Genomic DNA, 14,181 nt, shown 5'->3' with positions numbered 1-14,181 from the left:
ACCATGCTGTTGAAAGACAAGGTCGTCATCGTGTCGGGAATCGGTCCCGGGCTGGGCGTCAAGCTGGCCGTGGAGGCGGCGCGCGAAGGCGCGCGTGCCGTTGCCATCGCCGCGCGCACCGCGGCGAAGCTGGACGACGCCCAGGCCCGCATCGATGCACTGGGCGCCGACTGCGAAGTGCTCAAGGTGGTGACCGATATCACCGACCGGGCCCAGTCCCGGCACCTTGCCGGCGAGACCATGCGCCGCTTCGGGCGCATCGACGCGCTGGTCAACAGCGCCTTCCAGCACGGCAACTTCCCCGAGCCGGTGGAAGCGGCCGACCTGGACGTCTGGCGCCAGGTGTTCGACACCAACGTGTTCGGCACCATGACGCTGACGCAGGAAGTGGCGGCGCTGATGAAGCCGCAGGGCGGCGGCGCCATCGTCATGATCAACACCCAGGCCACGCGCAAGCCGATGCCCGGCGAATCCGGCTACGCGGCGTCCAAGGGCGCGCTGGCGGTGGCGGTCAAGTACCTGGCGCGCGAACTGGGCCCGCATGGCATCCGCGCCAACAGCATCTTCATGGGCTGGATGTGGGGCGAGCCGGTGCAGGGCTATGTGCGCCACGCCGCGGCCGAGCAGGGCGTGAGCGAGGACACCGTGGTCGCTCCGGTGACCGCGCAGATTGCGCTGGGCCGCATGCCGACCGACGACGACTGCGCGCGCGCGGCGCTGTTTCTCGTGTCAGACTACGCCAGGGCCATCACCGGCGCTTCGCTCGACGCCAACGGCGGCGATTTCATGCCCTGAGTCCTGACCACACCTGCCATGACACGCTACTTTGCCTTCAACGGCGATGCCGACGGCCTGTGCGCCCTGCAGCAGCTGCGCCTGGCGCATGCCGGCGACGCCACGCTGGTCACCGGCGTCAAGCGCGATATCCGGCTGCTCGAGCGCATCGACGCCGGGCCCGGCGACACCGTGACCGCGCTGGACATCTCGCTAGAGCAGAACCGCGATGGCCTGATGCGGCTGCTCGGCGCCGGTGCGCGGGTGGACTACTTCGACCACCACCATGCCGGCGAACTGCCCGGGCATGCCGGCCTGCGCGCGCATATCGACGAGGGGCCGGAGGTCTGCACCAGCCTCCTGGTCGACCGCCACCTGGACGGCTGCCACCGGCGCTGGGCGATCACCGCCGCGTTCGGCGACAACCTGGGCAGCGTGGCGCGCGCGCTGGCGGCGCAGGCGGGGCTGGGCGAGTGCGAAACCGCGGTGCTGGAACAGCTGGGCACGTGCCTGAACTACAACGCCTACGGCGAGTGCGTGGCGGACCTGCATTTCGATCCCGCCGAGCTGGCGCGGCACATGCTGCCGTTTGCCGACCCGCTGGCCTTCGCCGCGCAATGCGGCGCCTATGCGGTGCTGTGCGACGGCTATGCGGACGACATGGCCCGCGCGCGCTGCCTGGCGCCAGCGCACGAAGTGCCCGGCGCCGCGCTGCTGGTGCTGCCTGACGCGCCGTGGGCGCGGCGCGCGATCGGCGTGCTGGCCAATGAGCTGGTGCGCGGGCGGCCCGGCGACGCCATCGGCCTGCTCTCGCCGAAGTCCGGCGGCGGCTTTGCCGTCAGCGTGCGGGTGCCCGCCCACAGCGCCACCGGTGCGGCCGATTTCTGCCGCGGCTTCGAGACCGGCGGCGGCCGGCGCCTGGCAGGCGGCATCAACCACCTGCCAGACGCCGACGTGGAGCGCTTCACGCGCAGCTTTGCCGATTGCTTCGGTCCCCGTTCCTGACGAGTCAGCACGGCGGCACGAACTCGGTGACCTCCAGGTCGAAGCCAGTGACGGCGCGATACGGCACCGGATGGCTGAGCAGGCGCAGCTTGTGCGCTCCCACATCGCGCAGGATCTGCGCCCCGACCCCCAGCGCGCGTTGCGCGAAGGCCAGCGCCGGCGTGGCGGCGGCCGGCGCTGCCAGCCGCTCCAGCCGCTGCTGCGGCGATTCTCGTTCATCCAGCAGCACCAGCACCCCGCAACCTTCGGCGCCGATGCGGGCGAGCGAGCGCTCCAGGTTCCAGGCGGGCAGGGCCGGCGTGCCGAAGCCCAGTACGTCGCGCTGCATTTCCACAGTCTGAACGCGCGTCAGCACCGGCTGCCCAGGATCGGGCTGGCCCAGCACCAGCGCAAGATGAAGCGCATCGACCGGCGCGTCGTGGTAGGCGTGCACGGTGAAGCATCCGAAGGGCGTGGCCAGTTCCGTCGAATGCGTGCGGCGCAGCGCGCTTTCGGTCAGCAGCCGGTGGTGGATCAGCCCGCTGATCGAAACCGCCGGCAAGCCGTGGTGCCGCGCGAAGGCCAGTAGCGCGGGGCCGCGCAGCAGGTCGCCGTCGTCATCGAGCAGCATCGCATAGGCGCCGGCGGCGACGCGCCCGGCCAGCGCCGGCAGGTCGGAGCAGGCCTCGGCAAAGCCCGCGCGGCGCAGCACGCCGTCGGGCTGGGCCACCACCGGGAAGATGTGGCCGGGCTGGACCAGGTCATGCGGCTGCGCGCGCGCTGCCGCCGCCACGCGCAGCGTGAGCGCGCGGTCGGCGGCGGAGATGCCGGTGCTGACGCCGCTGGCCGCTTCGATCGATACCGTGTAGCGCTCGCGCTGGCGGTGGTTCGCGGCCATCGGCGGCAGCTGCAGCCGCGCGCGGCGCGCCTCGGTGATCGCCATGCAGACCAGGCCGCGCGCCTCGGCGGCCATGAAGTTGACGTCGGCCTCGCTGGCGCGCTCGGCGGCAACCAGGACGCAGCCGGTGGCCTCGTCGGTCTCGTCCTCGATCACCAGCACACGCTGGCCCGCGGCCAGCGCCGCCAGCACGTCGGCCATCGGCGGCAGTGTGGTGGCGGGGCTCATGCTGCCTCCTGCCGGCTGGTGCTGCCGAAGGCCTGCCGCAGCGATGCCGCGGCCGCATCCAGCGCATCGCTGGCGGCATCGATCATCCCCTGCATGCTGACAAAGCCATGGAACTGGCCGGGCCAGCGGCGCACGGTGGCGTTGCCGCCCGCGCGCTGCAGGGCCTCGCCATAGGCCTCGCCCTGGTCGCGCAGCGGGTCGTATTCCGCGGTGATGATGGTGGCTGGCGGCAGGCCGTGCAGCTCGCGCTGGTGCAGCGGGCTGGCGCGCACATCGGTGGCGTCCGCCGGGTTGGCCAGGTACTGGGCGCGATACCAGTCCAGTTCCGCGGCACTGAGGAAGTAGCCCTGCGCGCATTCGCGGTAGCTGGCGCTGGCGGCCGCGGCGTCGCTGCAGTCCAGGTAGGGGTAGAGCAGCAACTGGTGCCGCAGCGCGATGCCGCTGCCGCGCAGCTGCTGGCAGGCAACGGCGGCAAGGTTGCCGCCGGCGCTGTCGCCGGCCACGGCAAGGCGGGCCGGGTCGGCGCCCAGTTGCGCCGCATGCGCGGCGGCCCAGCGCACGGCCGCGACGGCGTCGTCGGCCGCGGCCGGGAAGCGTGCCTCCGGCGCGAGCCGGTAGTCGACCGACAGCACCAGCGCGCCGCTGCGGCGCGCCAGGCCGCGGCAGATGTTGTCGTGCGAATCGAGGCCGCAGAGGACAAAGCCGCCGCCATGGAAATAGACCACGAGCGGCAGTGCGGTGCTGTCGTCGGGCCGGTACAGGCGGGCCTTCAGCTGGCCTGCGGCGCCATCGATGGTGAGATCTTGCTGCGCGGCGACGGTGTCGCCGGGCGCGAACGCGGGCATGGCAGCCAGCGCGGCACGGTAGTCGGCCGCGCGCAGGGTGGAGAAGTCGGGGCTGGGCATGGCGGCCATGGCTTCAAGCACGGCGCGGGCCTGGGGATCGAGCGGCATGGGGTCTCCTGGATTGCGGTGGGGAAATCAGTGTCAGAGCGCGAATGCCGGCGTGGTGCCGGCGGCAATGCCTTGCGCGCGCGCCAGCGCCGCATGCACGGCCTGCTCGTGCGGCAGGATCCAGAACTGGCCGGCCGAGACCCCGTCCAGGATGTAGCGCGCGACCGCGTCCGGCGTCATGCCGGCGGCAATGCCGCTGCGCAGCGCGCCGTTCATGTGGTCCACCTCCTGCGCGCCGCCGCCGTCCAGGCCCGCAGCGATGCCGGTGGCCACCGGCCCGGGGCAGACCACGGACACGCCCAGCGGCAGGCCCGCGGCCTGCAGCTCCAGCGCGAGCCCTTCGCTGAGCGCCACCACCGCCTGCTTGGACAGCGTGTAGGGGGCCAGCCAGGGCCCCACGGCGAGGCCGGCCATCGAGGCCACGTTGACGATATGGCCGGCGCCTTGCGCCGCCATGCGCGGCACGAAGCAGCGCAGCGCGTGCAGCACGCTCCACAGGTTGACGCGCATCACGTGGTCGAACACTTCCGGCGGCAGCTCCCAGCAGCGGCCGGTGACGAGCACGCCGGCGTTGTTGACCAGCAGGTCGACACGGCCCAGGCGCAGGAAGCTTTCCTCGCACAGGTGCTCGATCTGCCGCGCGTCGCAGACATCGGTGGGCACGGCGATGACGTTTGCCCCCTGGCCGGCAAGCGCCTCGCGCACCGCTTCAAGCGCGCCGGCGTCGATATCGGCCAGCGCCAGCGCGTAGCCTTGCGCTGCCAGCGCCTGCGCGAGCGCGCGGCCGATGCCGCTGGCCGCTCCGGTGATCACTGCGGCTTGCTGCCGCGGGTTTGCCGCCATGGTCATGTTTCTCCGTGAAAAGAAGGCGGCGGGGATCGCCGCGCATGGCTGACTTGTAGCGGCAGCGCGGCGGCACGGCATCGTCTGTTTGGGTAGGAGGGCGGCGTCACATGGTGTCTAGGGGTTTGCCCTCGACAGGCCGGGATGGGTCTGTCCTTAGTCTGTTTGGAGTATGTGTTCGGCCCGCCGGCGCGTGAGGATTGGCCTGTCCCGCAGGACTAGTCCGGCCAGCGTGTGCAGCCGGTCTTGCCTAGGGCAAACCATGAAGGCGGGGGGCAAGCCGCGACCCCTTTGCCGTCCCTATAATCAGGGCACAAAAAAGGGCCACAGAGCCCGTAGCAGGCCAGCGCCGACCCGGCACGCCCGAAGCGCTGCGCACGCCACAATGGAGACAGAGGAAAATGCTGATGGAGGTTAGCCAGAACCAGGCGGCCGCACACCTGTTCGCGCAGGCGACGGTGTCGCTGTCGGAGTTCAGCACATTGCTGGGCAATATCTACCAGGGCCCGATGGAGCAGGTGCCCTGGGGCAAGGCACTGGAACAGATCCGCCGCCAGCTCAACGCCAACTATTGCACCCTGATCCTGCGCTCGCCGGCCACGGACCGGCCCGGGCTGATGATCAATGCGTCCGAGCATGGCTCAACCCTGCCGGGCGAGACCTCCTACAACAACTACTACTACGCGCTCGACCCGTTCATCGGCCTGCCGTCAGACCGGGTGGTGACCATCGATGAGCATCTCGGACCCGGCGCCTGGTGCCAGAGCGAGCTCTACCAGCAGTTCCTCAAGGACATCGGCATCCGCTACATCCTTGGCGCGGACCTGCGTACCGATGACGGCGTCGAATGCCGCTTCCGCGTGTGCCGCGAGCATGACGGCCGCGACTTCTCCGCCGCGGACAAGGCGCTGTGCACCGCGCTGCTGCCGCACCTGAAGCGCGCGGTGGACCTGCACTCGCGCATCGACGTGGTTGAATCCGAGCGCACCGTCTATGCCAGCGCCATCGACCGCATGCTGGTCGGGATGGTGATCCTGGACGAGTCCGGCACCATCATCAAGACCAATGCGGCCGCCGATGAAATCCTGGGCGCCAAGGATGGCATCCGTGTCGCCAAAGGCAGCCTGGACGTGGAATACGGCCAGGAGAACCGCAAGTTCCAGCGCCTGCTGCGCCAGGCCATGATGGGCCACCTCGGCACCACGCCGGCGCTGATGGAAGCGATGTCGATCACGCGCCCGTCCGGCAGCGCCAGGCTGGGCGTGCTGATCCGCACCATCCCGCTCAGCGAGTGGTCCGAGGACAACCGCAAGCGCCCCGCCTGCGTGGTGTTCATCCGCGACCCCGAGCGGCGCTCGCAGGCCTCGCACGAGGTGGTGCGCCAGCTCTTCGACTTCACCCCGGCGGAGACGCAGCTGGCGCTGCAGCTGGCCAACGGGCTCACGCTCGATGAGGCCGCGGACGAGCTCGGCATCAGCAAGAACACGGCGCGCGCGCACCTGCGCGCGATTTTCTCCAAGACCGGCGTGACCCGGCAGGCCACGCTGGTGCGCATGCTGCTGAGCAGCGTGATTTCTCTCGGCTAAGCCACGTAACGCACGTCAGGGCTTTGCGCTGAGCACCAGCGCAAAGCCTTCCGGCGTTTCCAGCACTGCGCGCGTCTCATGCGGCCCCTGCGCCGCGGGCAGCGTTACGCTGGCGCCGGCACCCACCAGCCGCGCCATCGCCGCGGCGATATCGTCAGCCTCATCCACCTTGAAGGCCAGCGCGGGCTGGTCCACCAGGCGTTCCTCGCCGGCCACCAGCGCCAGCGTCAGCGCGCCCGCGTCGAGCGCGCAATAGCGGTTTCCGTCGCGAAACTTCACCGGTAGTCCGAGTCCTTCCGTGAAGAACGGCAGCGCGGTGTCGATGTCCGCGACGGGGTAAAGCAGCAGCCTGGCTTGCATGATGTCCTGATCCTCCTGGTGAAAGCGGGCGTGATGCCCGTGGCCAATGATAGGGATGCTCCATGTCCTGTTCATAATCCAATCAGACGATGTTGCAACGCCTTGCGCCGACCACACTGCGATCACACAGGCCGTTTCGGGCCGGTGGCGCGGCAACGGGCGGCGCCCCGGCGGCGGTCCTGAACCATCAATGCCAGACAAGGGGACTGCAATGCGTTTTTCACTGATCTATGAAGCCCAGACCGTCGATGCCTCGCGTGCCGGCGACCACAAGGTGTTCGATGAAATCATGGAACAGGTGGTGCTGGCCGAGGACATGGGCTTTGACGTGGTCTGGGCGGTCGAACACACCGCACTGACCAACTATGCGCACATGAGCGCGCCGGAAACCTTCCTGGCCTTCGTCGCCGGGCGCACGCAGCGCATCGGCATCGGCCACGGCGTGGTGTGCCTGCCGCCGGCGATGAACCATCCGGTCAAGGTGGCCGAGCGCATCGCCACGCTGGACATCCTGTCCGGCGGCCGCGTGCACTTCGGCGTGGGCAAGGGCGGCACCCAGCAGGAGGCCGGCACCTTCGGCTACGACCTGAACAGCCTGCACCCGATGATCGACGAGTCGATGTACCTGATCCCGAAGATCATGACGCAGGACGAGATCGAGCACGACGGCGAGTTCATCAAGATCCCGCGCCGCCCGATCCACCCCAAGCCGCGCCAGGACCCGCACCCGCTGATGTACCTGGCCTGCACCAATGCCGACACGCTGCAGCGCGCCGGCGCGCGCGGCATGGGCGCGCTGGTGCTCGGCTTCGGCGGTCCCGAGGATGTCGCCAAGAAGAACGAGATCTACCGCGCTGCGTGGGAGACCCGCAAGCCTGAGGACCAGGTGGGCTTCCGCCCGCACCAGCACCTGGCCGCGCTGTGCCCGACCATCGTGCTGGACGACGGCGTGGCCGCGCGCAAGATCGGCATCAAGGGCCAGCGCTACTTCATGGAGTCGCTGTCGTACTGGTATGCGGGCGGCGAGCGGCCCGATCCTTCGAAGTGGGACGACGAGCATGTCACCGCCACTGACGCGCAGGGCAAGGCCGTCATCAACACCAAGTTCGCCTCAGAGAAGGTCTCGGTGGATTTCAGCGACCCGGCGATGATGATGCTCAACCCGAACCATGCCTACGGCACGGTGGAGGACTGCATCGGCTACGTGCAGCGCCTGATCGATTCCGGCGCCGACGAGATCCTGTTCATCTGCCAGATGGGCACGGTGCCGCAGTGGGCGCAGCTGGAAACCATCCGCAATATCGGCGAGCACGTGATCCCGCACTTCCGCAAGCAGGGACGGAAGCTGCGCGCGCTGGCTTGATCGGCGCTATGCAAGCCTGCGGGTTTGCTCCCCTCTCCCGCTTGCGGGAGAGGGGCAGGGGGAGAGGGCCAGCACATCCACGAAGTCCCACTCACCAAATCGCGACATAGCTAGTCCCAATAGACGATGGCACCCGGCCCCACCGGTGCAAACATCAAGGCCAGCTACAAGACCAAGCAACAAGGAGACCGCGGTGCATCACGACAACAATTCCAAGGAACTGGCGGCACGGCTGATCGCGCGTGCCGAGCAGATGATTCCGGTGCTGGCCGAGCGCGCCGCGCAGGCCGAGGCCGAAGCGCGCATTCCCGCCGAGACCATCGCCGACATGCAGGCCGCGGGCTTCTTCAAGGTGCTGCAGCCCCGCCGCCACGGCGGCTACGAACTCGATCCGCAGACCTTCTTCCGCATCCAGATGGCGCTGGCCAAGGGCTGCATGTCCACCGCCTGGGTCTATGGCGTGATCGGCGTGCACAACTGGCAGCTGGCGCTGTTCGACGAGCGCGCGCAGCAGGAAGTGTGGGGCAGCAACCCTGCCACGCTGATCGCGTCGACCTATATGCCGGTGGGCAAGGTCACGCCGGTCGAAGGCGGCTATCGCTTCTCCGGCCACTGGAAGTTCTCCAGCGGCAGCGAACTGTGCGACTGGATCTTCCTGGGCGGGCTGGTGCCGCCGGCCGAGCCGGGCGGCGCCTATGACTACCGCACCTTCCTGCTGCCGCGTTCCGACTACAAGATCGTGCGCAACTGGGATGTGCTGGGCCTGCGCGCGACCGGCAGCCACGACATCGTGGTCGAGGACGTGTTCGTGCCCGAGTACCGCACCCACCGCGCCGTCGATGGCGCCATGGGCACCAGCCCGGGGCTGGCGGTCAATGACGTGCCGCTGTACCGGCTGCCGTTCGCGCAGATCTTCGTGCGCGCGGTGTGCACCGCCTGCATCGGCGCGCTGGAAGGCTCGCTCGATGACTTTGTCGCCTATGCCGACGGCCGCGTCAGCAGCAACGGTGGCGGCAAGACCGCGGAAGACGGCGGCGCGCAGATGGCTTGCGCCAACGCGCAGGTCGCCATCGACGAGATGCGGACCATCCTTGAGCGCAATTTCGACGAGCTGCTGGCCGTTGCGCGTGAAGGCGGCCAGGTGCAGACCCCGCGCCGCCTGCATTTCCGCTACCAGTCCGCGCAAGTGGCCGAGCGCTGCGCGCAGCTGGCCAACGGCCTGCTGCGCTATGCCGGCGGCAACGGCATCTACCGCAGCAACCCGATGGTGCGCCGTTTCCTCGATCTGCATGCGGCCCGCGCCCACTACGCCAACAACCTGGACCGCTTCGGCCAGAACCTGGGCGGCGTGATGATGGGCCGCGCCAACACTGACTTCTTCATCTGAGCCGCGCGCCGGCACGGAGACCCAATATGAGCCAGAGCAGAGCGCGCATGCAGCCCAGCGAGTTCGACGTGGTGGTGGTCGGCTCGGGCGCCGGCGGCATGCTGGCCGCCTGCCGCGCCGCGGACCGCGGACTGTCGGTGGTGGTGCTGGAAAAGAGCAGCCAGTACGGCGGCACCTCGGCGGTGTCCGGCGGCGGCATCTGGATTCCGCTCAATCACCATATCGCGCCGGCGGGCGGGCGCGACGACTACGCCACGGCGCTGGAATACATCCTGGCGTGCGCCGGCGAGCACGGCGATCCGCAGCGCGTGCGCGCCTATCTTGAGCAGGCGCCCCGCATGCTCCAGTACCTGGAGCAGCAGGCCGGCGTGCGCTACTACACGCTGCCGCGCTACGCGGACTACTTCCAGAAGGTTCCGGGCGCGATGCCGGGCTACCGCGCGCTCGACCCGATGCCGTTCGACGGCGCGCAGCTGGGCGAGGAATTCGCGCGGCTGCGGCCGCCGTCGCCGGGCACGCTGGTGGGCGGGCGCGTGGCCGTGACCTCGGCCGAGGCGCATGCGCTGCTGTGCCGCACGCCCGGCTGGCTGGGCCTGGCGGTGCGCCAGTTTGCCCGCTACTGGCTGGACCTGGGCTGGCGCCGCAAGACCCGGCGCGACCGCCGGCTCACGCTCGGCAACAGCCTGGTCGGCGGCCTGCGGCGGGCCATGATGGACCGCGCGATTCCGCTGTGGCTCGACACCGCGCTGCAGGACCTGATCGTAGAAGACGGCACCGTCCGCGGCGTGCGCGCGGTGCAGGACGGGCGCGTGGTGGAGATCCGCGCGCTGCGCGGCGTGATCCTGGCCGCCGGCGGCTTCGAGCGCAACCAGGCCATGCGCGAACAGTACCTGCCGCAGCCGACCCAGGCCGCCTGGAGCGCGACCCCGCCCAACAACACCGGCGACGGCATCCGCGCCGCCCAGGCCGCCGGTGCCGGCGTCGCGCTGATGTCCCACGTCTGGGGCGCGCCCACCGTGCATGTGCAGGGCGAGGAAAAGCAGCGCGCGCTCTTTATCGAGCGCGCCATGCCCGGCTGCCTGGTGGTGAACGGGCAGGGCCGGCGCTTCGTCAACGAGGCCGCGCCGTATTCCGAGTTCGTTCCCGCCATGTACCGCGACCACGAGAAAACCGGCAGCAGCGTGCCGGCGTGGATGGTGTTCGACGCCACCTTCCGCCACAAATATCCGTGCGGGCCGATCCTGCCCGGCTCGGTCATGCCGGACCGCAGCATTCCGGCAAGCCTGTCCGGCATCCTGGTGCGCGCCGACTCGCTGGCGCAGCTGGCGCAGCGGATCGGTGTCGATGCCGGCGGCCTGGCCGACAGCGTGGCGCGCATGAACCACTTTGCGGCCACCGGCGTGGACGAGGAGTTCGGCAAGGGCGACAACCTGTTCGATACCTACTACAGCGACCCGGCAGTGCGGCCCAACCCGTGCCTGGCGCCGATCGGCAAGGCGCCGTTCTACGCCGTGCGCATCGATGCCGGCGATATCGGCACCAAGGGCGGCCTGGTGACGGACGCCGGCGCGCGCGTGCTGCGCGACGACGGCTCCGCCATCGCCGGACTGTTCGCCATCGGCAATACCAGTGCCTCGATGATGGGCACCAGCTATCCCGGCGCGGGCTCCACCCTGGGCCCGGCCATGACCTTCGGCTTTATCGCTGCCGACGTGCTCTCGCAGAACGCGCGCCAGCCTGCCGCCGCGCCCCATGCTCAAACCGTACAGGAGGCCTTATGAGCGCCAGTCAAGACAAACGCGCCGAACCAAGCACCGCGCTGCGCGATGACATGCTGATGGCGATGCGCCGCATGGCGCGCTCGGTGGCGGTGATCAGCTGCCGCCATGGCGAGCGCCGCTATTCGATGTCCGTGACCGCGGTCGATTCGCTGTCCGCGGACCCGCCTTCGCTGCTGATCTGCATCAACCGCAATTCTTCGATCTACCCGCCGCTGGATGCCGGCGCGGACTTCTGCATCAACCTGCTGGCAGCCGACCACCGCGATATTGCGGTGGATTGCAGCGGACGCCTCAAGGGGGAAGAGCGCTTCACCAGTGGCGAGTGGGAGGACGACCTGCTCGGCCTGCCGTGCCTGCGCGATGCCCAGGCGAACCTGGTGTGCCAGCAGGATGGCCGCTTCGACTACGGCACGCACGCGGTCTTCATCGGACGCCTGCGCGAGGTAAAGCTGGCTGGCGAGGTGTCGCCGCTGGTCTATGTCGATGGTGCCTACACCACGTCCGCGCCGCTTGGCGCACTGTGTTCGGCCTGAGCCGGGAGCGCAAGCCAGCATGTACCCTCCGACCGATTCCGCCACGCCGGTCCACGCGCCGCTGCGCCTGGACGATCCGGACGCCCACCCGTGGCAGGCCGCGTGCGATGCCGTGGTGGTGGGCTTCGGCGCCGCCGGGGCCTGCGCCGCGCTGGAAGCCGCGCATGGCGGCGCGCGCGTGATCGTTGCGGAACGCTTTGAAGGCGGGGGCGCCAGCGCCAGGAGCGGCGGGGTGGTCTACGCCGGCGGCGGCACGCCGTACCAGTCCGCCGCGGGCTATGCCGATACACCGCAGGCGATGGCGGCCTACCTGCGCCAGGAGACCGGCGCGGTCGTCAGCGATGCCACGCTGCAGGCGTTCTGCCAGCGCAGCCGCGAGATGATCGGCTGGCTCGAAGGCCTGGGCGTGCGCTTTGCCGCCACCGTGCCGCCGCGCAAGACCTCTTATCCGGCGCAACCCTACTACCTCTACTACTCCGGCAACGAAGCGGTCGCCGCCTACGCGCAGCACGCCGCGCCCGCGCCGCGTGGTCACCGCGTGAAAGGCCCCGGCATGTCCGGCCGCACGCTGTACGGCGTGCTGCGCGCCGCCGTGCAGGCCCGGCCGGAGGTGACTGTGATGCGCCAGACCGCGGCGCGGCGGTTGATTCTCGACCAGGACGGCGCGGTCGTCGGCATCGAGCTGTGGCAACTGCCGCCGGGCCGCCACCAGAAACGCCACGCCCGCCTGGCGCGCCTGGCCGAGCGCCTGCACAACGCAGCGCCTGCGCTGGCCGACCTGCTGCGCGAGCGCGTGCTGCAACTGGAACTGCGCCATGCGCGCCCGGTCGCGGTGCGCACCGGCGCGGTGGTGCTGGCCACCGGCGGCTTTATCTTCAACCGCGCCATGGTGGCGCGCCACGCCGGCAAGTACCTGCAGAACTGGCGCCTTGGCGCGACCGGCTGCGACGGCAGCGGCATCCGCCTCGGCGAGTCGGCGGGCGCGGCCACGCGGCACCTGGAGCGGGTCTCGGCATGGCGCTTCATCAATCCGCCGTTCGACTGGGCGCGCGGCTGCGTGGTCGATGCGCAGGGTGCGCGCATCGGCAACGAGGAAACCTACGGCGCCACCCTTGGCCACGCCATCTGCGAACGGCACGGCGGGCGGGCCTGGCTCATCCTGAACCGCGAACTGGCGCGCGCGGCGCTGCGTGAATGCCTGGGCGGCCGGCTGTGGGCCTTCCAGGCCTTGCCCGCGGCGCTGCTGATGCTGGCCGGAGCGCGGCGCGCCGCCACCCTCGAAGCGCTTGCCGGCAAGCTGGGCATGCCCGGCGCGGCGCTGCGGGCGACCGTCGATGCCTATAACGCCGCGGCCCGCGGCGAGATCCCCGATCCGGCCGGCAAGTCGGCGCCGATGTGCGCGTCGCTCGAAACCGGGCCGTGGCTTGCCATCGACATCTCGGCCAACAGCCGCGTCTTTCCGTGCCCTGCCATCACGCTGGGCGGATTGTCGGTGGAAGAGTCCAGCGGCCGTGTACTGGCCGCCGCTGGCGGGGCGCCCATTCAAGGGCTCTACGCCGTGGGCCGCACTGCCGTTGGCATCGCATCCAACCATTACGTAAGCGGCCTGTCGCTTGCCGACTGCATCTGGTCGGGGCGCAACGCGGGCCGGCACCTGACACGACAGCCTGCCGGCGACCGGCAGGCACACACCAACGAGGAGACCACCCATGAGCCAACGTACTGAAGGAAAGATCGCCATCGTCACCGGGGCCGCCAGCGGCGTCGGCAAGGAAGACGCGCTGCTGCTGGCGCGCGAGGGCGCGCGCGTGGTGCTGACCGACCTCAACGAGGAAGCGGGCCATGCCCTGGCGCGCGAGATCGGTGAAACCGCGCTGTTCGTGCCGCATGACATCGCCAGCGAAGCCGGCTGGCAGCAGGTGATGGCGCGCACCGAAAGGCAGTTCGGCGCGCCCAGCGTGCTGGTCAACAATGCCGCCATCCTGTTGCTGGGTTCGGTCGAGGACGCCACGCTGGAGCAATGGCAGCGCGTGATGCGCATCAACGCCGACGGCTACTTCCTCGGCTGCAAGTACGGCGTGGCCGCGATGAAGGCGGGCGGCGGCAGCATCGTCAATATGTCGTCGGTGGCGGCGCTGGGCGGCATGGGCGCGTTCTGCGCCTACAGCGCCAGCAAGGGCGCGGTGGCGGCGCTGACGCGCGCGGTGGCGGGGCATTGCAAGCAGAGCGGCTACAAGGTGCGCTGCAACTCGATCCACCCCGACGGCATCCTCACGCCGATGACGGCGGCCTTCCTGCCGGGCGGCGCCACGGCCTTGCCGGAAGAGGTGGGCGGCGCTGAGCCGATGCAGCGCATGTGCCATCCGCGCGACGTGGCCAACCTGGTGCTATTCCTGGCTTCGGACGAATCGCGCTTTATCAACGGCGCGGAACTGCGCATCGACAACGCGCAGACCATCATGGGCGTGGCCTGAGCGCGCCCCGCAACGGA

At 69.9% G+C, this 14,181-nt stretch carries 13 protein-coding genes; 9 read left to right on the top strand and 4 right to left on the bottom strand.

Annotated elements, in window-relative coordinates; all coding sequences use genetic code 11:
• Positions 1 to 3 precede the first annotated feature (3 nt).
• Positions 4 to 795, top strand: a complete 792-nt coding sequence (locus AC3WLF_RS15680; protein ID WP_492321078.1) for an SDR family oxidoreductase — start codon at positions 4 to 6, stop codon at positions 793 to 795.
• Between the two features lie 18 nt (positions 796 to 813).
• Positions 814 to 1,779 (top strand): acetyltransferase, encoded by a 966-nt coding sequence (locus tag AC3WLF_RS15675; RefSeq protein ID WP_492358480.1) that lies wholly within the window; start codon positions 814 to 816, stop codon positions 1,777 to 1,779.
• Between the two features lie 4 nt (positions 1,780 to 1,783).
• On the opposite strand, the gene AC3WLF_RS15670 is transcribed toward AC3WLF_RS15675, so the two are convergent.
• The 3 genes from AC3WLF_RS15670 to AC3WLF_RS15660 are packed head-to-tail and all read right to left on the bottom strand — an operon-like array spanning position 1,784 to position 4,680.
• On the bottom strand, positions 1,784 to 2,884 hold the full coding sequence (locus tag AC3WLF_RS15670; protein ID WP_492321080.1) for a 3,4-dihydroxy-2-butanone-4-phosphate synthase: 1,101 nt from the start codon (positions 2,882 to 2,884) through the stop codon (positions 1,784 to 1,786).
• Positions 2,881 to 3,837, bottom strand: a complete 957-nt coding sequence (lipP1, locus tag AC3WLF_RS15665) for a LipP1 family hormone-sensitive lipase (RefSeq protein ID WP_492358479.1) — start codon at positions 3,835 to 3,837, stop codon at positions 2,881 to 2,883. The genes AC3WLF_RS15670 and lipP1 overlap by 4 nt, the downstream gene beginning before the upstream one ends.
• Before the next feature lie 33 nt (positions 3,838 to 3,870).
• A complete protein-coding gene (locus tag AC3WLF_RS15660; protein WP_492352583.1) occupies positions 3,871 to 4,680 on the bottom strand; it encodes an SDR family NAD(P)-dependent oxidoreductase in 810 nt (269 codons plus the stop codon).
• 401 nt (positions 4,681 to 5,081) lie between these two features.
• On the opposite strand from AC3WLF_RS15660, the gene AC3WLF_RS15655 reads away from it, so the two are divergent.
• Positions 5,082 to 6,266, top strand: coding sequence for a helix-turn-helix transcriptional regulator (locus tag AC3WLF_RS15655; RefSeq protein WP_010814001.1), 1,185 nt, complete (start codon positions 5,082 to 5,084; stop codon positions 6,264 to 6,266).
• Positions 6,267 to 6,281: 15 nt separating this feature from the next.
• Here AC3WLF_RS15655 and AC3WLF_RS15650 read toward each other — a convergent pair whose 3' ends face one another.
• Positions 6,282 to 6,626, bottom strand: a complete 345-nt coding sequence (locus AC3WLF_RS15650) for a VOC family protein (protein WP_492321082.1) — start codon at positions 6,624 to 6,626, stop codon at positions 6,282 to 6,284.
• Positions 6,627 to 6,837: 211 nt separating this feature from the next.
• Here AC3WLF_RS15650 and AC3WLF_RS15645 point away from each other — a divergent pair, with 211 nt between their 5' ends.
• The 6 genes from AC3WLF_RS15645 to AC3WLF_RS15620 all read left to right on the top strand — a co-directional run bounded on the left by AC3WLF_RS15645 (position 6,838) and on the right by AC3WLF_RS15620 (position 14,164).
• Entirely contained in the window at positions 6,838 to 7,989 is a 1,152-nt protein-coding gene (locus AC3WLF_RS15645) for an LLM class flavin-dependent oxidoreductase (protein WP_492358478.1), read from the top strand.
• Positions 7,990 to 8,182: 193 nt separating this feature from the next.
• Positions 8,183 to 9,376 carry an acyl-CoA dehydrogenase family protein gene (locus AC3WLF_RS15640; protein WP_492358477.1) on the top strand — a complete coding sequence of 398 codons (1,194 nt, stop codon included), beginning with the start codon at positions 8,183 to 8,185 and terminating at the stop codon, positions 9,374 to 9,376.
• Positions 9,377 to 9,402: 26 nt separating this feature from the next.
• Positions 9,403 to 11,157, top strand: coding sequence for an FAD-dependent oxidoreductase (locus AC3WLF_RS15635; protein ID WP_492358476.1), 1,755 nt, complete (start codon positions 9,403 to 9,405; stop codon positions 11,155 to 11,157).
• Complete coding sequence (locus AC3WLF_RS15630; protein WP_492358475.1) at positions 11,154 to 11,690, top strand: flavin reductase family protein; 537 nt, start codon at positions 11,154 to 11,156, stop codon at positions 11,688 to 11,690. The genes AC3WLF_RS15635 and AC3WLF_RS15630 overlap by 4 nt, the downstream gene beginning before the upstream one ends.
• Before the next feature lie 19 nt (positions 11,691 to 11,709).
• Positions 11,710 to 13,416: an FAD-binding protein gene (locus AC3WLF_RS15625; RefSeq protein ID WP_492358474.1), complete on the top strand. Its 1,707-nt coding sequence runs from the start codon at positions 11,710 to 11,712 to the stop codon at positions 13,414 to 13,416.
• Positions 13,400 to 14,164 (top strand): SDR family oxidoreductase, encoded by a 765-nt coding sequence (locus tag AC3WLF_RS15620; protein WP_492358473.1) that lies wholly within the window; start codon positions 13,400 to 13,402, stop codon positions 14,162 to 14,164. Before AC3WLF_RS15625 ends, AC3WLF_RS15620 begins: the two co-directional genes overlap by 17 nt.
• Positions 14,165 to 14,181 lie beyond the last annotated feature (17 nt).

It is taken from the genome of Cupriavidus sp. FW306-01-F10A (assembly GCF_058782785.1).
This window is presented reverse-complemented; position numbering and strand designations above follow the sequence as displayed.